Below are 20567 nucleotides of genomic sequence, written 5' to 3' on the forward strand. Positions count from 1 at the left end.
AATGGGCATGGACTGCCGGGGCTTTACCCTGATCGAGTTACTTATCTGCGTAGCGATCATCGCGTTTCTGGCCGGGATCGCTTACCCCGGCTACACCCGTCATGTAAAAAAGGTCTATCGCGCGGAAATTGTCGCGCTACTGACCGAGCAAGCTCAGCACCTTGAGCGTTTTTATACGAGGAACGGCACTTTTATTGACGCCAGCGGCGTCAGCACCGGCAATGATCGCTATAGAATCACCGCTGCGTTGAACCCTCAGGATTTCTACCTGGTCGCTACGCCGGGCGTCGATTCGTTGATGGTGGGTGACCCTTGTGGTGACTTCAGCCTTAGCAGCACGGGTGTGCGGGCCAATCCGGGGGCGGCACCTGAAATGTCGCGCCAGACATGCTGGGGGCAATGATGGGGGTGCTGGATGATTGGGCGCCAGGTGCGCTTGTTCCTATTTATCGGCTGGATCGAATGATGGCTAAGCAACAGCAAGTGGTGATTGTCGGCGGCGGAGTCATTGGCCTGCTGACCGCGTACAACCTGGCGAGCCAGGGGCAGGCGGTGGTCCTGTTGGAGCGCGCCGGTGTGGGGCAGGAGTCTTCATGGGCGGGCGGTGGCATTGTGTCTCCGCTGTATCCGTGGCGCTACAGCCCGTCGGTCACTGCATTGGCCCATTGGTCCCAGGATTTTTATCCGCAACTGGCTGAGCGCCTGTTTGCCGCCACCGGCATCGACCCTGAGGTTCATACCACCGGCTTGTACTGGCTGGACTTGGAAGATGAGGCCGAGGCGCTGGCATGGGCGGTCCGTGAAGGTCGGCCTCTAGGCAAAGTGGATGTGTCGGCCGCCCATGATGCGGTTCCGGTGCTGGGTGGCGGGTATTCCAGCGCGATCTATATGGCTGACGTGGCCAATGTGCGCAACCCTCGCTTGGTCAAATCCCTCAAGGCTGCGTTGTTGGCACTGCCTGGCGTAACTGTTCACGAACAGTGTGAAGTCACTGGATTTGTCATGGAAGGCGACAATGTGGTGGGCGTAAACACTGCAGGGGGGCCGATTGTCGGGGAGCAAGTGGTACTGGCAGCAGGCGCGTGGAGCGGTGAGTTGCTCGGCACGCTGGGCTTGGTGCTGCCGGTGGAACCGGTCAAGGGGCAGATGATTTTGTACAAATGCGCCTCGGACTTCTTGTCGAGCATGGTCCTGGCCAAGGGCCGTTATGCCATACCCCGGCGCGACGGGCATATTCTCATTGGCAGTACCCTGGAACACGAGGGCTTCGACAAGACCCCCACCGATACTGCGCTGGAAAGTCTCAAAGCCTCGGCTGTGGAGCTGATTCCCGCCCTGGCAGACGCCGAAGTAGTGGGGCATTGGGCCGGTTTGCGCCCAGGCTCACCGGAAGGTATTCCCTATATCGGCCAGGTTCCCGGCTTTAAAGGGCTGTGGCTCAATTGCGGGCATTACCGCAACGGCCTGGTACTGGCGCCGGCGTCCTGTCAGTTGTTTGCAGACTTGCTGCTGGGGCATGCGCCGATCATCGATCCTGCGCCTTACTTGCCTGAAGGTCGCATCAGCGCTGTATAGACTTCGGTCCCTGCTCCAGATGCGCCTGAGTGCAATACCACTCCTGGCGCAAGCTTAGGGCGCGATCCTGTGGCAGGTGCACGCCGCAGTGGGCGCAACGCACCATCAACGCAGCGTCAGGCTCGTTGTTGCGTTGCTGCTTGGCGGCCGGGTTTTTGAATTTGCGCCAGAACCATACCGCGGCAGCAATAACGGCAATCCAGAACAGAAGACGAAGCATGATGGGCGGTTTCTCGATAAGGAATGCGCCAGTTTAGCCAAGGACGTGGCAGACGCACAGCGCAATAATACTGCCCATAAAAAAGGAGCCCCGAGGGGCTCCTTTTTTGCGTTGCATCGACAGATCAGTCGAACACACCGAAGGTCATGTAGCTGAACCACGAGCGGTCCTGGTTGTTGCCCAGAGCCTCTGGCTCTTCTTCTTCGATCACGTCGCCGTTCTCGTCGTGCGGCTTGAGCTCCGACGGAATGGCTTCCTTGGCGTCCTGGTATTGTTTGATCACGTCCTGATTGGCGCGGGTTTCGCCCGGCGGCAACGGAGGGCGCGACTCGATCAGGCCCAGGGTGTACTTGCTCAGCCACGAACGGTTGTCGGCTTCGGCAACCTGAGGCACGAACTGGCCGTCTTTCAGGCTAGGGTGATCCGGGTAGTTGAGCTTGAGGGTCTCCAGGCTGGTGTTGGCCAGATCGTCCAGGTGCAGCCGCTGGTAAGCCTCGGTCATCACTGCCAGGCCGTCACCCACGGAAGGGGTTTCCTGGAAGTTCTCTACGACATAGCGGCCACGGTTGGCGGCAGCCACGTACGCCTGACGGGTCAGGTAGTAGTGAGCTACGTGGATTTCGTAGGACGCCAGCAGGTTGCGCAGGTAGATCATGCGCTGCTTGGCGTCCGGCGCGTAGCGGCTGTTCGGATAGCGGCTGGTCAACTGGGCGAACTCGTTGTAGGAGTCGCGGGCAGCACCTGGGTCACGCTTGGTCATGTCCAGCGGCAGGAAGCGCGCCAGCAGGCCAACGTCCTGGTCGAACGAGGTCAGGCCCTTGAGGTAGTAGGCGTAGTCCACGTTCGGGTGTTGCGGGTGCAAGCGGATGAAGCGCTCGGCGGCGGACTTGGCAGCTTCCGGCTCGGCGTTCTTGTAGTTGGCGTAGATCAGCTCAAGCTGAGCCTGGTCGGCGTAGCGCCCGAACGGATAACGCGACTCCAGTGCCTTCAGCTTCGCTGTGGCGCTGGTGTAGCTATTATTGTCCAAGTCTTTCTGTGCCAGTTGGTACAGCTCGACTTCGCTCAGGTTTTCGTCGACGACGTCCTTTGTTGACGAGCAAGCAGCAGTCATGGCGAGGATGGCGATCAGCAGCAGGTGTTTCACTTGCATGGCGGCTTGCGTCCCTATGACGGCCGCTGTCTTGGGCGGGGCCGTCCTGTTATGATGAGCGCCCCGTTGAAAGCCTCGGGGCAAAAGACGCCGTATTTAACCACAAGCGCGCAGCCGAAACCAAAGGCTGTGCCACGCCTAGTCTGAGCATGTCCGATAAAATTGAACTTCGCGCAGAGGTGCCGTCCGAATTGGGCGGCCAACGCCTCGATCAAGTCGCCGCACAATTATTCGCTGAGCACTCGCGCTCGCGCCTTTCCGCCTGGATCAAAGACGGCCGCCTGACTGTGGATGGAGCGGTTATCCGCCCGCGAGACATAGTTCATGGCGGTGCGATTCTTGAGCTGACTGCCGAGCAGGAAGCCCAGGGAGAATGGGTCGCCCAGGACATCGAGCTGGATATCGTCTATGAAGACGACGACATCCTGGTCATCAACAAACCCGCAGGCCTGGTGGTTCACCCGGCGGCCGGGCACGCTGATGGCACCTTGCTCAATGCCCTGTTGCACCATATCCCCGACATCATCAACGTGCCGCGCTGCGGGATCGTGCACCGTCTGGACAAGGACACCACCGGCCTGATGGTGGTCGCCAAGACCATTCAGGCGCAGACGCAACTGGTTACGCAGTTGCAGAGCCGTAGCGTCAGCCGGATCTACGAGTGCATCGTGATCGGCGTGGTCGTCGCGGGTGGCAAGATCAACGCCCCCATCGGTCGCCACGGCCAGCAGCGCCAGCGCATGGCGGTAATGGAAGGCGGCAAGCAAGCCGTGAGCCACTACCGTGTGCTGGAGCGTTTCCGTTCCCACACTCACGTGCGGGTCAAGCTGGAAACCGGTCGTACTCACCAGATCCGCGTGCACATGGCCCACATCAACTTCCCGTTGGTCGGCGATCCTGCCTACGGTGGCCGCTTCCGCATTCCGCCTGCGGCCAGCCAGACCATGGTCGAATCGCTCAAGACGTTCCCGCGCCAGGCACTGCATGCACGTTTCCTGGAGCTGGATCATCCGACGAGCGGTAAGCGCATGAGTTGGGAATCGCCACTGCCGGACGATTTTGTCTGGTTGCTGTCGCTGCTCAAACAGGACCGCGAGGCGTTTGTCGGATGAGTGACCGGCTGATACCTGACTGGCCCGCGCCGGCTCGGGTAAAGGCTTGTGTCACCACCCGTGCGGGTGGCGTCAGCATGGCGCCATTCGACAGCCTCAACCTGGGCGATCATGTCGAGGACAGCCTGGAGGCTGTCCTTGAAAACCGCCGTCGTCTCAGCGACGCCTTTGCTATTAAGCCGGCCTGGCTGCGCCAAGTCCATGGGGTGAGCGTGGTCGAGGCCGATCCTGGTCACACGGCTGAAGCTGATGGCAGTTGGACCAGCACCCCTGGCATCGCCTGTACCGCTATGACTGCCGATTGCCTGCCCGCGTTGTTCTGCAACCGTGCCGGGACTCGCGTCGCTGCGGCCCATGCCGGTTGGCGTGGGTTGGCGGCCGGTGTGTTGGAGGCTGCTTTCGAAAGCCTGGAGACTGAACCTGCCGACGTATTGGTCTGGCTGGGTCCGGCAATCGGTCCGAAAGCCTTTGAAGTCGGCCCGCAAGTGCGTGAAGCGTTCATGCAGCAACTGCCGATCACGGCCGAAGCTTTTGTGCCGAGCCATAACCCTGGCAAGTTCATGGCAGACATCTATCAACTGGCCCGCCTGCGCCTTGCCGCACGGGGTGTCACGGCTGTCTACGGTGGTGGTCTGTGCACGGTGACCGACCCGCAATTCTTTTCTTACCGGCGCAGCCCGCGCACCGGTCGATTTGCCTCCCTTATCTGGCTCGAACGCTAGACTCTCCTGACTTACGTCAACTGTCCGTGGCTTGAATCTTCCAGAATCCCCCCCATCTATAAGGGTATCTGGCAGGTTTCTTCATTCAGGAATGTTTTATAGCTCCGGCCTGCTCAAAAGGAAGGTGACTAATGCGTATTGATCGTTTAACCAGCAAATTACAGTTGGCCTTATCGGACTCCCAATCGTTGGCGGTAGGTCTCGACCACCCGGCCATCGAGCCTGCGCACTTGATGCAGGCACTCCTGGAGCAGCAAGGTGGTTCTATCAAGCCCTTGCTGATGCAGGTGGGCTTTGATGTCAGCAGCCTGCGCAAGGAATTGAGCAAGGAGCTCGACCAACTGCCAAAAATCCAAAACCCAACCGGCGACGTGAACATGTCGCAGGACTTGGCGCGTCTGCTCAACCAGGCCGACCGCCTGGCCCAGCAGAAGGGTGACCAGTTCATCTCCAGCGAACTGGTACTGCTCGCCGCCATGGACGAGAACAGCAAGCTCGGCAAATTGTTGTTGGGCCAGGGCGTGAGCAAGAAAGCCCTGGAGAACGCCATCAACAACCTGCGTGGCGGCGACGCAGTAAACGACCCTAACCACGAGGAGTCGCGCCAGGCCCTGGACAAGTACACCGTCGACCTGACCAAACGCGCCGAAGAAGGCAAGCTTGACCCGGTGATCGGCCGTGACGATGAGATTCGTCGCACTATCCAGGTCCTGCAGCGTCGCACCAAGAACAACCCGGTGTTGATCGGTGAGCCTGGCGTGGGTAAAACCGCGATTGCTGAAGGCCTGGCCCAACGCATCATCAATGGTGAAGTGCCGGACGGCCTTAAAGGCAAGCGCCTGTTGTCCCTGGATATGGGCGCGTTGATCGCCGGTGCCAAGTTCCGTGGCGAGTTCGAAGAACGCCTCAAATCCCTGCTCAATGAACTGTCGAAGCAGGACGGGCAGATCATTCTGTTCATCGACGAACTGCATACCATGGTCGGCGCCGGTAAAGGCGAGGGCTCCATGGACGCTGGCAACATGCTCAAGCCCGCCTTGGCGCGGGGCGAGTTGCATTGCGTCGGTGCAACGACGCTCAACGAGTACCGCCAATATATAGAGAAGGACGCGGCTCTTGAGCGGCGCTTCCAGAAAGTGCTGGTAGAAGAGCCTAGTGAAGAAGACACCATCGCGATCCTGCGTGGCCTGAAAGAGCGCTATGAGGTCCACCATAAGGTGGCGATTACTGATGGTGCGATCATTGCGGCGGCCAAATTGAGTCATCGCTATATCACCGATCGTCAGTTACCGGACAAGGCCATCGATTTGATCGACGAAGCGGCCAGCCGCATTCGTATGGAAATCGATTCCAAGCCGGAAGTGCTCGACCGCCTTGATCGGCGCCTGATTCAACTGAAAGTCGAATCCCAGGCCCTGAAGAAAGAAGAGGACGACGCGGCGAAGAAACGTCTGGAAAAACTCCAGGAAGAAATCGTGCGCCTGGAACGCGAGTACTCGGACCTTGAAGAAATCTGGACCTCGGAAAAAGCCGAAGTGCAGGGCTCTGCGCAGATCCAGCAAAAGATCGAGCAGTCCCGCCAGGAACTGGAAGCCGCTCGCCGCAAGGGCGACCTGAACCGCATGGCCGAGTTGCAGTACGGGGTCATCCCGGACCTGGAGCGCAGCCTGCAAATGGTCGACCAGCACGGCAAGTCTGAAAACCAGTTGCTGCGCAGCAAGGTGACCGAGGAGGAAATCGCCGAAGTCGTCTCCAAGTGGACCGGCATTCCGGTGTCGAAAATGCTCGAAGGCGAGCGCGACAAGCTGTTGAAGATGGAGCATCTGTTGCACCAGCGCGTGATCGGCCAGGAAGAGGCGGTTGTGGCAGTGTCCAACGCGGTACGACGTTCGCGCGCCGGGTTGTCCGACCCGAATCGTCCGAGCGGCTCGTTCATGTTCCTCGGCCCGACCGGCGTGGGTAAAACCGAGCTGTGCAAGGCGCTGGCCGAATTCCTCTTTGATACTGAAGAGGCCATGGTGCGGATCGATATGTCCGAGTTCATGGAGAAACACTCGGTGGCCCGTCTGATCGGCGCACCACCAGGCTATGTGGGCTACGAGGAGGGCGGTTACCTGACCGAAGCCGTGCGACGCAAGCCTTACTCGGTGATCCTGCTGGATGAGGTCGAGAAGGCGCATCCGGATGTGTTCAACATCCTGCTGCAAGTGCTGGAAGATGGTCGATTGACGGACAGCCACGGGCGTACTGTGGACTTTCGCAACACGGTAATCGTGATGACCTCCAACCTGGGCTCGTCGCAGATCCAGGAGCTGGTAGGGGACCGTGAGGCTCAGCGCGCTGCTGTCATGGACGCGTTGACCTCGCACTTCCGCCCGGAATTCATCAACCGGGTCGACGAAGTGGTGATCTTCGAGCCCTTGGCGCGGGATCAGATTGCGGGCATTACCGAGATACAGTTGGGGCGCCTGCGCAGTCGTCTGGCTGAGCGCGAACTGTCGCTGCAGCTGAGCCGCGAGGCGTTGGACAAGCTCATCGCGGTTGGTTACGACCCGGTGTATGGCGCACGGCCTTTGAAGCGTGCGATTCAGCGCTGGATCGAGAACCCGCTGGCGCAGTTGATCCTTTCTGGCAGTTTTATGCCGGGTACCAGCGTCGAAGCCACTGTGGAAAACGACGAAATCGTCTTCCACTGAGCCTGAACAGCAGGCAAATAAGAGAAGGCCCCGCATCGCGGGGCCTTTTTTTTCGTTAGGGCGTTGAACTGTAAGGAAAAGGCTTGTAAAGTGCGCCCCGCAGCAACGTCAGCCCACGGGTTTCTTCTCCCCAAGAAGAAATCAGAAAGAAGCGCAAATCATTGTCTTAAAAGCAATTTAAAGGGTTGACAGGGGTTTTTAAGATTGTAGAATAGCGCGCCTCAGAGACGCTAACGTAGCGATACGGACAGGGTCGAAGAGGAAGGTTACAGAGCAGTAAAAGTTGTACTTTGAAATATGTAGTTCCGTGATAGCTCAGTCGGTAGAGCAAATGACTGTTAATCATTGGGTCCCAGGTTCGAGTCCTGGTCACGGAGCCAATTTCAAACCGGGGTATAGCGCAGTCCGGTAGCGCGCCTGCTTTGGGAGCAGGATGTCGGGAGTTCGAATCCCCCTACCCCGACCATATTTGGGTCGTTAGCTCAGTTGGTAGAGCAGTTGGCTTTTAACCAATTGGTCGTAGGTTCGAATCCCACACGACCCACCATTTTTGAGACCAGTTAGCGCTGGAATCGAATCTTAAGATCAGAGGCCAAAAGCGCTGATCGAAGAAGGCGACTGAAAGGTCGCCTTTTTTTTACCGGGGTATAGCGCAGTCCGGTAGCGCGCCTGCTTTGGGAGCAGGATGTCGGGAGTTCGAATCCCCCTACCCCGACCATATTAAAAATCCTCGTATCGAAAGATACGGGGATTTTTTTTGCGTGCGCAAAACTCAAGTGCCCTGAAAAGCTGATGTGGGAGGGAGCTTGCTCCCGATGCAGTGGTTCAGTTACCAAATACTTGGCTGACCCACCGCTATCGGGAGCAAGTCCCTCCCACATGGTTTTATGGTGTTAGTGAAGCTTCAGGCGCGGCTCAGTCCCGCGTCCAATCTTGCTGCCCAGCATCAACATCGCGGTGCGGAAGAAGCCATACAGCGCCATCTGGTGCATGCGATACAGCGACACATAGAACATCCGCGCCAGCCAACCCTCCAGCATCACGCTGCCGGTCAAGTTGCCCATCAGGTTACCCACAGCGGAAAAGCGCGACAGCGAGATCAGCGAGCCATAGTCGGTGTACTTGTACGACGGCAGCTCCTTGCCCTCGATGCGCAGCTTCAACGACTTGGCCAGCAACGACGCCTGCTGGTGAGCCGCCTGGGCCCGTGGCGGCACGTTGCGGTCGGTGCCCGGTTGCGGGCAGGCGGCGCAGTCGCCGAAGGCAAAGATATTTTCGTCGCGGGTGGTTTGCAGCGTCGGCAGTACTTGCAGCTGATTGATACGGTTGGTTTCCAGGCCATCAATGTCCTTGAGGAAGCCTGGTGCGCGAATCCCGGCAGCCCACACCTTAAGGCTGGCCGGAATCACCTGGCCGCTACTGGTAATCAGTGCATCGGCGGTGACTTCGCTGACAGCCGAGTTGGTCAGCACGGTCACGCCGAGCTTCTCCAGGGTTTTATGCACGGGCCCGCCGATACGCTCCGGCAGGGCAGGCAGCACCCTTGGACCAGCTTCGATCAAAGTGATGTGCATGTTTTCCGGCTTGATCCGGTCCAAGCCATACGCCGCCAGCTCATGGGCGGCATTGTGTAGCTCTGCCGCCAGCTCGACCCCGGTGGCGCCAGCGCCGACGATGGCGACGCTGATCTGTTCAACGGCATCGGTCTGCCCGGCATGGGCACGCAGGTAGTGGTTCAGCAGTTGCTGGTGAAAGCGCTCGGCCTGTTTGCGGGTATCGAGGAACAGGCAGTGTTGCGCCGCGCCTTCGGTGCCGAAATCGTTGGTGGTACTGCCGACCGCAATCACCAGGCTGTCATAGCCCAGCACGCGCGCAGGCACCAGTTCGCGGCCCTCTTCGTCGAGGGTGGCGGCCAGTTGGATTTTCTTCTGCTCACGGTCGAGCCCGCTCATACGCCCCAGTTGGAACTCGAAGTGGTTCCATTTGGCTTGGGCGACGTAATTGAGTTCGTCTTCCGAAGAGTTAAGCGAGCCGGCAGCCACTTCATGCAGCAGCGGCTTCCATATATGGGTCAGGTTGGTGTCCACCAGCGTGACGCTGGCGGTGCCGCGCTTGCCCAGAGTCTTACCCAGGCGGGTAGCCAACTCCAGGCCGCCGGCGCCGCCGCCGACGATAATAATACGATGGGTCATGGGGATATCTCGCAAGGCTAAAAGAAATCGGAGCAGTTACCCCCGCGAGCGCCAGGCAGCTCATAGCGTCAGGTAACTCAAAAGGCGGCTCAGCAGACCGAGCCCGATCACCACTACCAGCACCACACCAAGGAGCAGCCACGGCCGGAAAGGCTTGCGCTCGACTCGGTTCTGGGAGAGTTGCAGGTACTCTTCGACATGCTGTTGGTCGTCGGGGTTCAGGCGGCTGGTCATAGAAGGCCTCGTCAGGTAGACGTTGCAAAAGGGCGCCACGTTACAGTCGGGGTGGGATCAGAGGCTGATGCCCACGTCGAACACTATGCTGCGCCCCAGGTTGTTGCGCAAGAAATCCGGCGCGTCCGGGTGAGCGAACAGCACCCGTGCAAACGTCGGCCCGACCAGCGACAGCGAGCGCCACCCCTGGCGCAGATACTCGGTGGGCGGTGGAAAGTGGCTGTTGAGGTCCAGCACTTCGCGCTTGAGGCTGGTGAAGGCGACGATATCCAGCTCGCCCAGGTCCATCCCGCGCTCTTTATAGTTGTGCGCTTTTTTGCGCAGTGTGGGCCCCAGGCGCAGCAGGAATTCATGGGCGGGAATGCGTCGCGGCTTGGCTTCGCGCCGAACCAGTTGGCTGAGGGAGAAGGCACTGCGTCGGCGTAGCAATTCATCGCGCCATTCGTCGTTGAGTCGCCGCCCTTCATCCAGTACAAAAAACACCTCGAAACTGGCATCACGAAACAATACATCCGGGGGCTCTTGCCCCGCAGCGTGAAACTCTTCGGCGCGGTAGGGCACGTTCAAGCCTTGTAGCAGGCGCTGGCAGACCCAACGCTCACGCTCCCATTTGCGGGCATTGGACAGGAATGCGTTGGCTTGTTCGGCTGCTACGGTGAGCAGGCGCAAATAATCTGAGTCATCCATGCTTGCAGCTTAGCGTCCAAATGATGACTGCAGGAAGTCTCACTGCAAAAGGGCGGTGTAGACTGACGACTCGACTTCAACTCCTGCAAAGAGGTGTGCGGTGAGCTTTTTTGCCTTGGTAGTTCACCCATGATCAGTGCCGCAGTGTTGGCGCCCGCAACCCTCGGCATCGGTTGGCTGCTGTACGCACCGGTACTGCTGTGGGCCGCTGTGCATTCGCCATGGGTTGAATTGTTCGCCGACCGGCGGCGCCAGCATCTGCTGTTCGGTACGGTGTTCGCGTTGTTCATGTTGTGGCTGGTGCGGCGCGATTTCGATACCGGTGTGTCTTACCACTTTATCGGCATGACCGCCGTGACCCTGCTGCTGGATTGGCCCCTGGCAATCGTAGGGGGCTTTGCCGCCCAGTTCGGTTTGATGCTGCTGGGGCGTCAGGATCTGGTAGCCCTTGGTATCAACGGCCTGCTGCTGATCGTGCTGCCGGTGCTGGTCACCGAAGGTTGCGCGGTGCTGGTCGAGCGTGCGCAACCGCGTAATCCTTTTGTGTATATCTTCTGTTCGGGTTTTTTTGCCGCCGCGCTGTCGGCCTTGTTCTGTCTTCTGCTGGGGCTGGGTTTACTGTGGTTTGACGGACGTTTTGCAATGCCCGAATGGCTGGAAGATTTTGTCGGCTACCTGTGGCTCATCATCTTTCCCGAGGCATTTATCAACGGCATGGTCGTCAGCGCTCTGGTGGTGTTCTGTCCGGAATGGCTGGAGACCTTCAACCGCACCCGCTACCTCTCGGCGCCCTGGAACGATGACGAATCGCAGCGTTGATCCAGATCAAATCCAGTACAAGCAAGCAGGCCCATGCTCAGCCAAATTTTAGATGAGTAAGGCGGGAGCACGGATCATGGGTGTGTATGAGTGGGCACGGCAGGAGTTGCGCAAAAGCCAGGATTCGGCGCAGGAAATCGGTTTTGACCCAGGCTTGACCCTGCGCGCCATGCTCAGTGCGGTGGTGCAGCAGAGCAAGGGCGTGCGCAGTTTTGAAGACCTGGCCGACGAGCTGCAATACCTTGCAGAGAACCTCGACGACCAGCAGGAATACGCCTTTATGCGGCCTTAATGGCGCGGCGACAGGTCTTCGGAAAACAGCTCGTCTTCGGCATCCGGGGCCACGGGAATCTTGTGCTCTTCAGCGGCCCAGGCGCCCAGGTCGATGAGTTTGCAGCGGTCCGAGCAGAACGGCCGGTTGAGGTTGTCGGTTTTCCATTCCACGGGTGCGCCGCAGGTTGGGCAGTCGACGGTCAAGGGTTGGCTCATGATCGGCCTCCACGCAAAGTAAGGTAAAAGTGGTGCAGTCGCTCGACCTCGATGTGCAGCCAGGCGAGGTCCTGGTCATTGACCAGCACGTCATCGGCATGGTTCAGGCGGTCTTCACGGCTGGACTGAGCCTTGAGGATCGCCTGCACCTGTTGCTCGCTGATGCCGTCGCGCTGCAGGGTACGCTGAATCTGCAGCGATTGCGGCACGTCGATCACCAGGATGCGCTGGGTCATGCTGTATTGGCCGGATTCGATCAGCAGCGGCGACACCAGGATCGCGTATGGCGAGCGCGCGCGCGCCAGGTGGCTGCGAATCTCCTCGCCGATCAGCGGGTGCAGCAAGCCTTCCAGCCATAGGCGCTCTTCGGGTACTTCAAAGATCAGCTTGCGCAACGCGGCGCGGTCCAACTGGCCGTCGTGCTGCAGCACGCCGCCGCCAAAGTGTTCGACGATGCGGGCCAGCGCCGGCCGGCCAGGCTCGACTACCCAGCGGGCGGCGTGGTCAGCGTCGACCAGGTCGATGCCCAGGTCGATAAAGTGCTGGGCCGCCGCGCTTTTACCGCTGCCGATGCCGCCGGTGAGGCCGAGAATCCAGGGTGTTGCAACAGAAGTGGTCATCTGAAACCGACAGACTGCAAATAGAAGTCGGTTATTTGACCACCCCAGAGCAATGCAATCCAGCCGGCAATTGCCAGATACGGACCAAATGGCATCGGTGCCGACGCCTGGGTCTTGCGTACGCGCATCAGGATCAGCCCGCTAAACACGCCTACCAGCGACGACATAAACAGCGTCATCGGCAAAATCTGCCAGCCACCCCAGGCGCCTAGCAAGGCCAGTAACTTGAAGTCACCGTGGCCCATGCCGTCCTTTCCGGTGACCAGCTTGAACAGCCAGAACACGCTCCATAGGCTCAGATAGCCGATCACCGCGCCCCAAAGGGCATCGGGCAATGTGGTCAATAATTCAAAACTGTTGACGATCAACCCCAGCCACAGCAACGGTAGCACCAGCACATCCGGGAGCAACTGGTGGTCTGCGTCGATCAAACTCATCGCCAGTAGCCCCCAGCTCAACAGCAGTACTGCTGCCGCTTGCCAGCCCAAGCCGAAATGCCAGGCGACCCAGGCCGAGATCAGCGCGCACGTAAGTTCGGTTAACGGGTAGCGGGCGCTGATGGCGCCGTGGCAATGAGCACAGCGTCCCCGGAGTATCAGGTAGCTGAGCACGGGGATATTTTCCCAGGGCCGGATTGGGTGATCACAGTGCGGGCAGCAGGAATTTGGGCGCATCAGGTTGTAGGTCGGCCCTGCAGGCTCGGCAGGCAAACCGAGCACTTCATGGGCCTGGGCGCGCCATTCCCGTTCGAGCATTTTTGGCAGGCGCCACACCAGCACATTGAGAAAACTGCCGACGATCAGCCCCAGTACCGATGCTAACGCCACAAATGCCCAGGGGGACTCACTCAACAGCAGGTTCAAAATGCGCTCCCCAGTTGGAAGACCGGCAGGTACATGGCGATGACCAGTGCTGCGACGATGCCTCCCAGAACCACCATGATCAGCGGTTCCATCAGGCTGGTGAGGCTATCGACCTGGTTGTCCACGTCGGTCTCATAGTGGTTGGCGACTCTTTCCAGCATCTGTTCCAGCATGCCCGATTCTTCGCCGATTGCCGTCATCTGGATCGCCATGCCGGGAAACAGACCGCTGTTGGCCATGGATTGATTCAACTGCATGCCAGTGGATACATCGTGACGCATATGTTCGATTGCCTGTTTGAACGGAGCATTGCCCACGGCGCCGGCGACTGAGTCCAATGCCTGTACCAGTGGAACACCGGCGGCAAAGGTGGTGGAAAGCGTGCGGGCGTAGCGGGCCGCGGCGGATTTTGTCAGCAGTTTGCCTGCCAGGGGCGCTTTCAACAAACCGGTGTCCAGCCAATATCTGAAACCTGGCGATGTCCGATAGGCCTTCCGCAACCCCATGGCTGCGAAGGCAATGCCCAAGACCAGCATCCACCAGGCTTGCTGCATGAATGCCGACAGGGCGATCACCTGCAAGGTAAACGCCGGCAGCTTGCCGCCGACCCCGGCGAACAGCGTCTGGAACTGCGGCACGACGTGGACCAGCAGTACGCCGGTGACCAGGCTGGCAACCACCAGCACCGCAATGGGGTATGTCATGGCCTTTTTGACCTTGGCCTTGAGTTGCTCATTCTTTTCGCGATGGATCGCCACACGCTCCAGCAGGGTCTCCAATGCGCCGGCCTGCTCGCCAGCGGCTACCAGGTTGCAGTACAGCTCATCGAAGTAGCGCGGCTGTTTGCGCAGTGCGTCGGCCAGGCTGGCGCCAGCTGCGACCTGCTGTTTGAGCCCCTGCACCAGCTCACGCACGGCGCGGTTGTCGAAGCCTTCGTTGATGATGTCGAAGGCTTGCAACAGGGGAATTCCGGCGTTCAGTAGCGTAGCCAGTTGGCGCGTGAGCAGGGTGATGTCAGCCGCCTTGGCCGACTGGGCCAGGCCTGGCAGCATCGGGGATTGCTTGCGCACGCGACCTGGGCTGATCCCTTGCAGGCGCAGTTGTGCCTTGACCAGGGCAGGGTTGTGCCCTTTGGTCTTCCTGGACACACTGCGTCCTTTGCGGTTGATGCCTTCCCAAGCGTAGATCGTTGAAGGGTTGTTCATGTCGCGGTTCCGCATACAAGTCATCGAAGATTTATAGCGTAGTCAGGTGACGGATCCGGGCATGCCGATGGCGCCGGATAAAATGTCAGAATGTGCGTCTTGTGCGCGATTGACCGCTTGCGGGTGAGTACACTGGCGCCGCTGAAAAAAACGGGGTGCAGGACGCGCCTTGTCATGAGTTTTATTCTGGAGAGTGAATGTGATGAGTCAGAAAGGCTTTACCTTGATCGAGTTGTTGATCGTCGTGGCAATCATCGGCATTTTGGCCACCATCGGCCTGCCGATGTACACCACACACCAGGCCAAGGCCAAGTTCACTGCCGGCTTGGCTGAAATTACCGCGTTGAAGGCCGGTTATGAGGACACTATCAACCAGGGCACCGTACCCACCGTGACCTTGATCGGTGGCACCAGCCCCACCGCCAACTGCAAAATCGAGGTCGCGGGCGACGTTGCTACGGGCGCGGGCTCCATCAGTTGCGAAATACTCGACGCGCCAGCGCCGGTGCTGGGCAAGACCATCAACCTGACGCGCAGCGCCACCACCGGTTGGAAGTGCACTACAACCGCTGAAGAGAAATATGCCAGCAAGGGTTGCAGCGCTGGCGGTGCATAACTGCTGAACCATCCACAGGGACTAGAGGTGGCCGATGGCGTTATCCGTACGGCAGCGAGGCGGGGCTTTCCTGGTAGCAGTGGTGTGCTTGCTGACGATTGGGGTTTGCGCACCGTTTGGTGGGCATGATCTGCAGCGTGTAATGCAGATTGCCATTGGGCTCTGCGCGGTGCTGTACGGGTTGTCGGTTTCCGCGCTTGAACCCTTGGTGGACAGGCACACGGCCTGGGGCCTGGCGCTGATTATTGCGCTGGGGCTGCTGTCTTCGGCGCATGCCCATCAGCCGCTCTGGGCATTCACCGAAGTGGCGTTGCTGGTCAGCTGCGCGGCAATCGCCGTAGCGTTTGCCTTGCTCCGCCGGCACGGTGGGGGCGCGATGGATCGTGTGCTGATCCTGGTTGTGCTGCTGCTATGCCTGATCAAATCCATTCAATATCTGTACGCCAGCGCGCTGGTGCTGACCAGCGGAGCGCTGACGCTGGACCCAGACCTGTTGCTGTCCGGCTTTTCCAACAAGCGCTTCTACGGTCAGTTCCAGACATTCACGCTGCCGTTACTGGCGCTTCCCCTGCTGATACCCAAAGTCTCCCGCGCTGTGCGAGGCGCAGTGTTCGCGTTGTTGTGCGTCTGGTGGCTGATCGCGATCAGCGGGGGGACGCGCGGCACATGGCTGGGGATGGGCGCGGCGGGTTTGCTGCTGGCACCGCTGGGGCCTTGGGGGCGACGCTGGCTCGGATGGCAGTTGGCCGCTGTTGTCGGCGGGCTGTTGCTGTACTGGCTGGCGTTTACAGTACTGGCCGATCACTTGGGAATCGTGCTCTCCAGTGGTGCTGGTGATCGCCTCACCACCTCGCTGTCGGGTCGCGGTCCGATCTGGTGGCAGGCGTGGCATATGCTCGTCGAACGTCCGTGGCTGGGGTTCGGGCCGATGCATTTTGCCGATATTGCCAACAAGATCGCCGCCCATCCACATCAGTCTGTCTTGCAATGGGCCAGCGAGTGGGGTGGGCCATCGACCTTGATCGTTGCTGCTTTGGCGTGGCGCGCTGGCTGGGCCACGTTTGGCGTATTGCGTGAGAGGGCTCTGTCCGCCGAGCGCGCTGACCTGATGCGCTTGTGCCTGTTTGCCGCGTTGGTCGGCGCGTTAGTGCAGTCCATGGTCGACGGTGTGACCGTGATGCCTAACTCCCAGGTCTGGCTGGCGTTGCTAATAGGCTGGCTGATGGCCCTGCATGTGTGGCGTGCCCCGGCAACGCCTGCACTGCCACTGGGCTGGGAGATATGGAAAGGACTGAGTGTGCTGGCCGTTGGTCTGTTGATCGTGATTGCACTGCGTGACGTGCCTCACATCGCGCAAGCCCAGCAGCAATACCTGGGCGCCGAGGGCGATCACCTGCAACCACGCTTCTGGGCTCAAGGCGTGATCGCCCGCTGAGGGGCGTAAGTTGCCGGACGCCCGATGCGGTGCTAGCTTTAGCCCACCGCCCGTGTAGCTCAGTTGGTAGAGCAGCGCACTCGTAACGCGAAGGTCGCAGGTTCGATTCCTGTCTCGGGCATAAAGGCACTACTGCTTGTTTTAGATGCAATGTTTCAAAGGCAATGTTTTCAGATGATCCCAGAATGGTTCTGAAGGCCAGGCGAGTCGGCATTCGTGCCCGCTCTTTTGTATCTGCGCAACCTTGATGACCCAGATGCATCCCCATTCCTCGATCTAAGAGAACGACATGACCACGACTGAAATGACCCAGGAAGTTCGGCATCAAGCAGCCCTCGAAAAATACATCGGGGAAACGCCGCAGCTTAAAGAAGAGATCAAGGACCTGAGCGCCGATGATCAGCGTGACCAGATCCAGTGGGCATTCGAGGACGAGGCCGAGAGCCAGGGTCTCCAGCCTTGGGAGCTGACGCTCAAATACACCTCGACACCAGAAGAATTCGAAGCGGAACGGCTGGTCCTTCACAAGGAAGCGGCCGAGGTGCTGGGTGTTGATTGGGAAGAGTATTGCGAAATGAATAATCTGGTGGTTTGAAAGCAGCGGCATGTCTCAAGCTGCAAGTGGTCATACGGCCTCTTGCAGCTTGGCGCTTATCGCCTCATATACTGAGGCGCATCGACAGATCCACCGCCTTCACATCCTTGGTCATCGCCCCGATGGAGATGTAATCCACGCCGGTTTCAGCGATGGGCAGCAGGGTGCTTTCATTGATCCCGCCGCTGGCTTCCAGCTTCGCCTTGCCGCCGTTCAGGCGTACGGCCTCACGCATATCCTCCAGGCTCAACTCATCAAGCATGATGATGTCGGCGCCCGCCGCCAGTGCTTCGCGCAGTTCTTCCAGGCTTTCCACTTCGATTTCCACCGGCTTGCCGGGTGCGATCTTGTGGGCGGCAGTAATGGCTTGGGCGATACCACCGCAGGCCGCGATATGGTTTTCCTTGATCAGGAATGCGTCATACAAACCGATGCGGTGGTTGTGGCAGCCGCCGCAGGTCACGGCGTATTTCTGCGCCAGGCGCAGGCCGGGTAGGGTTTTGCGGGTGTCCAGCAGCTTGACCTGGGTGCTGGCAACAAAATCTGCGAGGAACCGCGCGCGCGTGGCGACGCCGGACAGTAACTGCAGAAAGTTCAGGGCAGAGCGTTCGCCGCTGAGCAGCGAGCGCGCCGGGCCTTCGAGGTGGAACAGGGCTTGGTCGGGGCTGACCCGTTCGCCGTCGGCCACTTGCCAGTGTACGGCGACCCGTGGGTCCAGTTGGCGGAACACGGCGTCCACCCAGGCCGTACCAGCAATGACCGCGCTGTCGCGGGTAATGATGGTGGCCGTGGCCAGGCGTTCGGTCGGGATCAACTGCGCGGTAATGTCGCCGCTGCCGATGTCCTCCAGCAGTGCACGGCGCACGTTGGCTTCGATTTCGGCGGTGAGGTCGGCAAGACGGAGATTCGGCATAACAGGCTCCACAAACAAAGTGCCCCGATTATAGGGGCAGCGTGCACTCGAACCCAGACTCACCGCTGATTTACCGCGCAATCTCAGAGTTTGCTGGCGCAACGGGGCTCATTTGCAAGATAATCTCGCGCCTTGCAATTGGCGTCATAGCTTTGACGTCCTGGTGATTACCGGTTTCGACAGCGCCTCATGGGCCTGTACCCGATCTTTCCCAACCAATACCGCCGTTTCAGGAGGCCAGGATGCACAATGACGGAAAGGTGGTGCCAATCAACAGGGCACACGCCACGCCATCGCCGCTCGCGCGCCTGCCGGTGGTATTGCTGCAGGTTCGCGACAAGGCCGCGCAGCAGTTGCAGCACGGGCTGCAGGAGCTGTTCGATAACGCCGACGACACGTTGTTCGAGATGGCCGACAAGGCCCGCAGCAACGTGGACCATCATATTTTCTTTGAAGCCATGCGCGACTTGCGCCTCAAACGCAAGAATTTCGAGCGTGTGTTCATGGAGCGGCTGTTCGAAGCCTTCGGCGGCCTGGGCCAGGCGGGACGCGGCGAGCTGCAGATGGTGCCGGTGGTGTCCTATGACGCGGCGCCAGGTTCATCCAAGGATGAGCTGGAAAAAGCCGTTGCACTTGAGACCATGCTCGGCCGCGTGCATCACCGTGACGGGCTGGCGCTGGGGCAACTGACCGCGCGCTTGAGTGCCTTGCTGGGCAATCAACTGGATGACCGTGAAAACCCCTTGGGCCCGGCGCTGCTGTGCGAGTTTTTCCTGCGTGCGGGGCGCAGTCTGGGCGTTGAGATCCGCGTCAAGCTGATCATGCTCAAGCTGTTTGAGAAGTACGTACTCAGCGACGCGGACCAACTGTACGGTGAAGCCAACCAGTTGCTGGTCGCCACCGGCGTGTTGCCGGACCTCAAGGCCGCGCCGTCCCGCCGCCCCGGCGAGCGCGCCACCCGTGATTACCCGCGTGAGGCGGCACTGCCCAGCGCCGAGCAACCCGTCGACGAAAATGGCCAGCAAGCCTTCACTGCCTTGCAGGCGCTGTTGACCGCCTTGCGCGGTAGCGTGTCGCCTACCCTTGAGGCCAGCGCCGAACCCCAGCCCATCGCCACCCGTGACCTGCTGCGGCTGCTGTCGCATTTGCAGCAGTACGTACCGGAGCCGCAGGTCGAGGATGATTTCGACCTGCGTAACCAGCTTGAGCAATTGCTCACGCGGGTAAGCGTCAAGAGTGGCAAATCACGGGTGGTGGAGGAAGCGGACGAAGACGTGATCAACCTGATCGCCCTGCTGTTCGAATTTATCCTCAATGACCGCACCGTGCCGGACGCCTTCAAGGCCTTGATCGGCCGCCTGCAGATCCCTCTGTTGAAAGTGGCTGTGCTGGACAAGAGTTTTTTCAGTCCCTCCGGCCACCCGGCGCGGCGCCTGTTGAATGAAATCGCAGCGTCCGCCATGGGCTGGAGCCCGGTCGATGACTACGCGCACGACAGCCTGTATCTGCGCATTGAGCAGGTGGTTCAGCGTTTGCTCAATGAGTTTGCCGAGGACCCGGCGATTTTTTCCCAATTGCTGACCGAGTTCACCGCGTTCACCGCCGAGGAGCGTCGGCGCCGCGAGTTGCTCGAACAGCACACCCGCGACGCTGAAGAAGGGCGCGTACGAACTGAAGCGGCGCGTGCACGCGTGGCCGAGGTGCTCAACCGACGGCTGTTGGGCAAGGTGTTACCGCGAGCGGTGGTGCAGTTTCTGCAACAAGCCTGGAGCCAGGTGCTGTTGCTGGCCAGCCTCAAGCACGGCGAGCAGTCGGTGCAGTGGCAGGCAGCGCTGCGCACCATGGATGAGTTGATCTGGAGTGTGAGCCTGCCGCAAGACACCGACGCCGCAGGCCACTTGTTGGTGCAGTTGCCGGGCTTGCTCAAGGCCCTGCGCGACGGGTTGACCAGCGCGGCCTTCGACCCCTTCAGCACCCGAGATTTTTTTGTTCGCTTGCAGGCCCTGCATGTCCAGCCGCCCGAAGGTGTCGATGGTTTGATCGAAGTGCGCGAGCCTTTTGTGCTCAGTGCAACGCCGCCCGATTCAGCCCAGGAGCTGCCGGCGGATGATCCGGACCTGCTCAAGGTGTACCAGCTGCGTATCGGTGGCTGGGTCGTGTTCCAGCCAGATCAGGGCAATGCCCTGCGATGCAAGTTGATGACGATCATGGCGCCGGCCAATACCTATGTTTTCGTCGGCCGCACCGGGCTCAAAATCATGCACAAAAGCGTCGGCCAACTTGCACTGGCGTTCAAGCGTGGCGCGCTGCACACCCTGGACGATGGTCCGCTGTTCGAGCGGGCACTGGCAGCGGTTGTGGGCCAGTTGCGTCAACTCAATCGCGGCAAGTGATCGCAACCGCGGGGTCGAACGCGGCATACTG

21 protein-coding genes and 5 tRNA genes are annotated in these 20567 nt (G+C 59.9%); 16 read left to right on the forward strand and 10 right to left on the reverse strand.

The features are described 5' to 3' along the window. The first annotated feature begins 1 nt into the window (after position 1). Together AB3G88_RS03930 and thiO are read left to right on the forward strand one after the other, a co-directional pair. Positions 2-403 (forward strand): type IV pilin protein, encoded by a 402-nt coding sequence (locus AB3G88_RS03930; RefSeq protein WP_112193393.1) that lies wholly within the window; start codon positions 2-4, stop codon positions 401-403. A 62-nt stretch (positions 404-465) separates the two neighbouring features. Next, a complete protein-coding gene (thiO, locus tag AB3G88_RS03935; RefSeq protein ID WP_480453315.1) occupies positions 466-1575 on the forward strand; it encodes a glycine oxidase ThiO in 1110 nt (369 codons plus the stop codon). On the opposite strand, the gene AB3G88_RS03940 is transcribed toward thiO, so the two are convergent. Continuing rightward, entirely contained in the window at positions 1562-1795 is a 234-nt protein-coding gene (locus tag AB3G88_RS03940; RefSeq protein ID WP_099583988.1) for a PP0621 family protein, read from the reverse strand. The genes thiO and AB3G88_RS03940 overlap by 14 nt on opposite strands. A gap of 124 nt (positions 1796-1919) precedes the next feature. Further along, positions 1920-2945 carry an outer membrane protein assembly factor BamD gene (locus AB3G88_RS03945; protein ID WP_099583989.1) on the reverse strand — a complete coding sequence of 342 codons (1026 nt, stop codon included), beginning with the start codon at positions 2943-2945 and terminating at the stop codon, positions 1920-1922. 149 nt (positions 2946-3094) lie between these two features. On the opposite strand from AB3G88_RS03945, the gene rluD reads away from it, so the two are divergent. The 7 genes from rluD (at position 3095) to AB3G88_RS03980 (ending at position 8193) form a co-directional block, all read left to right on the forward strand. After that, complete coding sequence (rluD, locus tag AB3G88_RS03950) at positions 3095-4057, forward strand: 23S rRNA pseudouridine(1911/1915/1917) synthase RluD (protein WP_032886184.1); 963 nt, start codon at positions 3095-3097, stop codon at positions 4055-4057. Then, positions 4054-4779 carry a peptidoglycan editing factor PgeF gene (gene pgeF, locus AB3G88_RS03955; protein ID WP_480453318.1) on the forward strand — a complete coding sequence of 242 codons (726 nt, stop codon included), beginning with the start codon at positions 4054-4056 and terminating at the stop codon, positions 4777-4779. The genes rluD and pgeF overlap by 4 nt, the downstream gene beginning before the upstream one ends. 131 nt (positions 4780-4910) lie before the next feature. Further along, entirely contained in the window at positions 4911-7475 is a 2565-nt protein-coding gene (gene clpB, locus AB3G88_RS03960; RefSeq protein WP_099583991.1) for an ATP-dependent chaperone ClpB, read from the forward strand. Positions 7476-7779: 304 nt separating this feature from the next. Continuing rightward, positions 7780-7855 (forward strand) — tRNA-Asn (locus AB3G88_RS03965). Between the two features lie 9 nt (positions 7856-7864). Continuing rightward, positions 7865-7941, forward strand: a tRNA-Pro gene (locus AB3G88_RS03970). Positions 7942-7946: 5 nt separating this feature from the next. Continuing rightward, positions 7947-8022 (forward strand) — tRNA-Lys (locus AB3G88_RS03975). Between the two features lie 94 nt (positions 8023-8116). Beyond that, positions 8117-8193: transfer RNA gene (locus AB3G88_RS03980), tRNA-Pro, on the forward strand. Positions 8194-8368: 175 nt separating this feature from the next. On the opposite strand, the gene AB3G88_RS03985 is transcribed toward AB3G88_RS03980, so the two are convergent. Genes AB3G88_RS03985 through AB3G88_RS03995 form a run of 3 tightly spaced genes read right to left on the reverse strand, consistent with a single transcriptional unit; the run spans position 8369 to position 10588 of the window. Continuing rightward, positions 8369-9667, reverse strand: coding sequence for an NAD(P)/FAD-dependent oxidoreductase (locus tag AB3G88_RS03985; protein WP_112193401.1), 1299 nt, complete (start codon positions 9665-9667; stop codon positions 8369-8371). Positions 9668-9727: 60 nt separating this feature from the next. Beyond that, positions 9728-9901: a DUF3094 family protein gene (locus tag AB3G88_RS03990; protein ID WP_016976295.1), complete on the reverse strand. Its 174-nt coding sequence runs from the start codon at positions 9899-9901 to the stop codon at positions 9728-9730. Positions 9902-9958: 57 nt separating this feature from the next. After that, positions 9959-10588 (reverse strand): DUF1780 domain-containing protein, encoded by a 630-nt coding sequence (locus tag AB3G88_RS03995; protein WP_099587043.1) that lies wholly within the window; start codon positions 10586-10588, stop codon positions 9959-9961. 129 nt (positions 10589-10717) lie between these two features. Here AB3G88_RS03995 and AB3G88_RS04000 point away from each other — a divergent pair, with 129 nt between their 5' ends. Beyond that, entirely contained in the window at positions 10718-11407 is a 690-nt protein-coding gene (locus tag AB3G88_RS04000; protein WP_480453321.1) for an energy-coupling factor ABC transporter permease, read from the forward strand. Positions 11408-11483: 76 nt separating this feature from the next. Further along, the gene (locus tag AB3G88_RS04005) at positions 11484-11699 is read left to right on the forward strand and encodes a hypothetical protein (RefSeq protein WP_099587045.1); all 216 of its coding nucleotides are present in this window, start codon (positions 11484-11486) and stop codon (positions 11697-11699) included. Here the strand turns inward: AB3G88_RS04005 and yacG are convergent. The 4 genes from yacG to AB3G88_RS04025 are packed head-to-tail and all read right to left on the reverse strand — an operon-like array spanning position 11696 to position 14584. Beyond that, the gene (gene yacG, locus AB3G88_RS04010) at positions 11696-11896 is read right to left on the reverse strand and encodes a DNA gyrase inhibitor YacG (RefSeq protein ID WP_099587046.1); all 201 of its coding nucleotides are present in this window, start codon (positions 11894-11896) and stop codon (positions 11696-11698) included. The two genes, AB3G88_RS04005 and yacG, sit on opposite strands and share 4 nt — an antisense overlap. Continuing rightward, entirely contained in the window at positions 11893-12516 is a 624-nt protein-coding gene (gene coaE, locus AB3G88_RS04015; RefSeq protein WP_480453324.1) for a dephospho-CoA kinase, read from the reverse strand. Before coaE ends, yacG begins: the two co-directional genes overlap by 4 nt. Then, complete coding sequence (locus AB3G88_RS04020) at positions 12513-13379, reverse strand: prepilin peptidase (protein ID WP_480453326.1); 867 nt, start codon at positions 13377-13379, stop codon at positions 12513-12515. The genes coaE and AB3G88_RS04020 overlap by 4 nt, the downstream gene beginning before the upstream one ends. Next, positions 13376-14584 carry a type II secretion system F family protein gene (locus AB3G88_RS04025; protein WP_480453328.1) on the reverse strand — a complete coding sequence of 403 codons (1209 nt, stop codon included), beginning with the start codon at positions 14582-14584 and terminating at the stop codon, positions 13376-13378. Before AB3G88_RS04025 ends, AB3G88_RS04020 begins: the two co-directional genes overlap by 4 nt. Before the next feature lie 202 nt (positions 14585-14786). Here AB3G88_RS04025 and AB3G88_RS04030 point away from each other — a divergent pair, with 202 nt between their 5' ends. The 4 genes from AB3G88_RS04030 to AB3G88_RS04045 all read left to right on the forward strand — a co-directional run bounded on the left by AB3G88_RS04030 (position 14787) and on the right by AB3G88_RS04045 (position 17230). Continuing rightward, positions 14787-15200 carry a pilin gene (locus AB3G88_RS04030; protein WP_480453330.1) on the forward strand — a complete coding sequence of 138 codons (414 nt, stop codon included), beginning with the start codon at positions 14787-14789 and terminating at the stop codon, positions 15198-15200. Positions 15201-15234: 34 nt separating this feature from the next. Then, entirely contained in the window at positions 15235-16635 is a 1401-nt protein-coding gene (locus AB3G88_RS04035; protein ID WP_480453332.1) for an O-antigen ligase family protein, read from the forward strand. A 48-nt stretch (positions 16636-16683) separates the two neighbouring features. Beyond that, positions 16684-16756, forward strand: a tRNA-Thr gene (locus tag AB3G88_RS04040). 168 nt (positions 16757-16924) lie between these two features. After that, on the forward strand, positions 16925-17230 hold the full coding sequence (locus AB3G88_RS04045; RefSeq protein ID WP_400528333.1) for a DUF6388 family protein: 306 nt from the start codon (positions 16925-16927) through the stop codon (positions 17228-17230). A 64-nt stretch (positions 17231-17294) separates the two neighbouring features. Here the strand turns inward: AB3G88_RS04045 and nadC are convergent, their stop codons facing one another. After that, on the reverse strand, positions 17295-18143 hold the full coding sequence (gene nadC / locus AB3G88_RS04050) for a carboxylating nicotinate-nucleotide diphosphorylase (protein WP_112193414.1): 849 nt from the start codon (positions 18141-18143) through the stop codon (positions 17295-17297). A 242-nt stretch (positions 18144-18385) separates the two neighbouring features. Here nadC and AB3G88_RS04055 point away from each other — a divergent pair, with 242 nt between their 5' ends. Then, the gene (locus tag AB3G88_RS04055) at positions 18386-20536 is read left to right on the forward strand and encodes a DUF1631 domain-containing protein (protein WP_480453335.1); all 2151 of its coding nucleotides are present in this window, start codon (positions 18386-18388) and stop codon (positions 20534-20536) included. Positions 20537-20567: the final 31 nt, after the last annotated feature.

It is taken from the genome of Pseudomonas arvensis (genome assembly GCF_056688935.1).

Coding starts and splice junctions, on each gene's coding strand:
- AB3G88_RS04030 (WP_480453330.1), top strand. CDS start 14,787: ATGAGTCAGAAAGGCTTTACCTTGATCGAGTTGTTGATCGTCGTGGCA.
- AB3G88_RS04000 (WP_480453321.1), top strand. CDS start 10,718: ATGATCAGTGCCGCAGTGTTGGCGCCCGCAACCCTCGGCATCGGTTGG.
- clpB (WP_099583991.1), top strand. CDS start 4,911: ATGCGTATTGATCGTTTAACCAGCAAATTACAGTTGGCCTTATCGGAC.
- AB3G88_RS03945 (WP_099583989.1), bottom strand. CDS start 2,945: ATGCAAGTGAAACACCTGCTGCTGATCGCCATCCTCGCCATGACTGCT.
- nadC (WP_112193414.1), bottom strand. CDS start 18,143: ATGCCGAATCTCCGTCTTGCCGACCTCACCGCCGAAATCGAAGCCAAC.
- AB3G88_RS04035 (WP_480453332.1), top strand. CDS start 15,235: ATGGCGTTATCCGTACGGCAGCGAGGCGGGGCTTTCCTGGTAGCAGTG.
- AB3G88_RS03985 (WP_112193401.1), bottom strand. CDS start 9,667: ATGACCCATCGTATTATTATCGTCGGCGGCGGCGCCGGCGGCCTGGAG.
- AB3G88_RS04055 (WP_480453335.1), top strand. CDS start 18,386: ATGCACAATGACGGAAAGGTGGTGCCAATCAACAGGGCACACGCCACG.
- yacG (WP_099587046.1), bottom strand. CDS start 11,896: ATGAGCCAACCCTTGACCGTCGACTGCCCAACCTGCGGCGCACCCGTG.
- rluD (WP_032886184.1), top strand. CDS start 3,095: ATGTCCGATAAAATTGAACTTCGCGCAGAGGTGCCGTCCGAATTGGGC.
- coaE (WP_480453324.1), bottom strand. CDS start 12,516: ATGACCACTTCTGTTGCAACACCCTGGATTCTCGGCCTCACCGGCGGC.
- AB3G88_RS03990 (WP_016976295.1), bottom strand. CDS start 9,901: ATGACCAGCCGCCTGAACCCCGACGACCAACAGCATGTCGAAGAGTAC.
- pgeF (WP_480453318.1), top strand. CDS start 4,054: ATGAGTGACCGGCTGATACCTGACTGGCCCGCGCCGGCTCGGGTAAAG.
- AB3G88_RS03930 (WP_112193393.1), top strand. CDS start 2: ATGGGCATGGACTGCCGGGGCTTTACCCTGATCGAGTTACTTATCTGC.
- AB3G88_RS04045 (WP_400528333.1), top strand. CDS start 16,925: ATGACCACGACTGAAATGACCCAGGAAGTTCGGCATCAAGCAGCCCTC.
- AB3G88_RS03940 (WP_099583988.1), bottom strand. CDS start 1,795: ATGCTTCGTCTTCTGTTCTGGATTGCCGTTATTGCTGCCGCGGTATGG.
- AB3G88_RS03995 (WP_099587043.1), bottom strand. CDS start 10,588: ATGGATGACTCAGATTATTTGCGCCTGCTCACCGTAGCAGCCGAACAA.
- thiO (WP_480453315.1), top strand. CDS start 466: ATGGCTAAGCAACAGCAAGTGGTGATTGTCGGCGGCGGAGTCATTGGC.
- AB3G88_RS04025 (WP_480453328.1), bottom strand. CDS start 14,584: ATGAACAACCCTTCAACGATCTACGCTTGGGAAGGCATCAACCGCAAA.
- AB3G88_RS04005 (WP_099587045.1), top strand. CDS start 11,484: ATGGGTGTGTATGAGTGGGCACGGCAGGAGTTGCGCAAAAGCCAGGAT.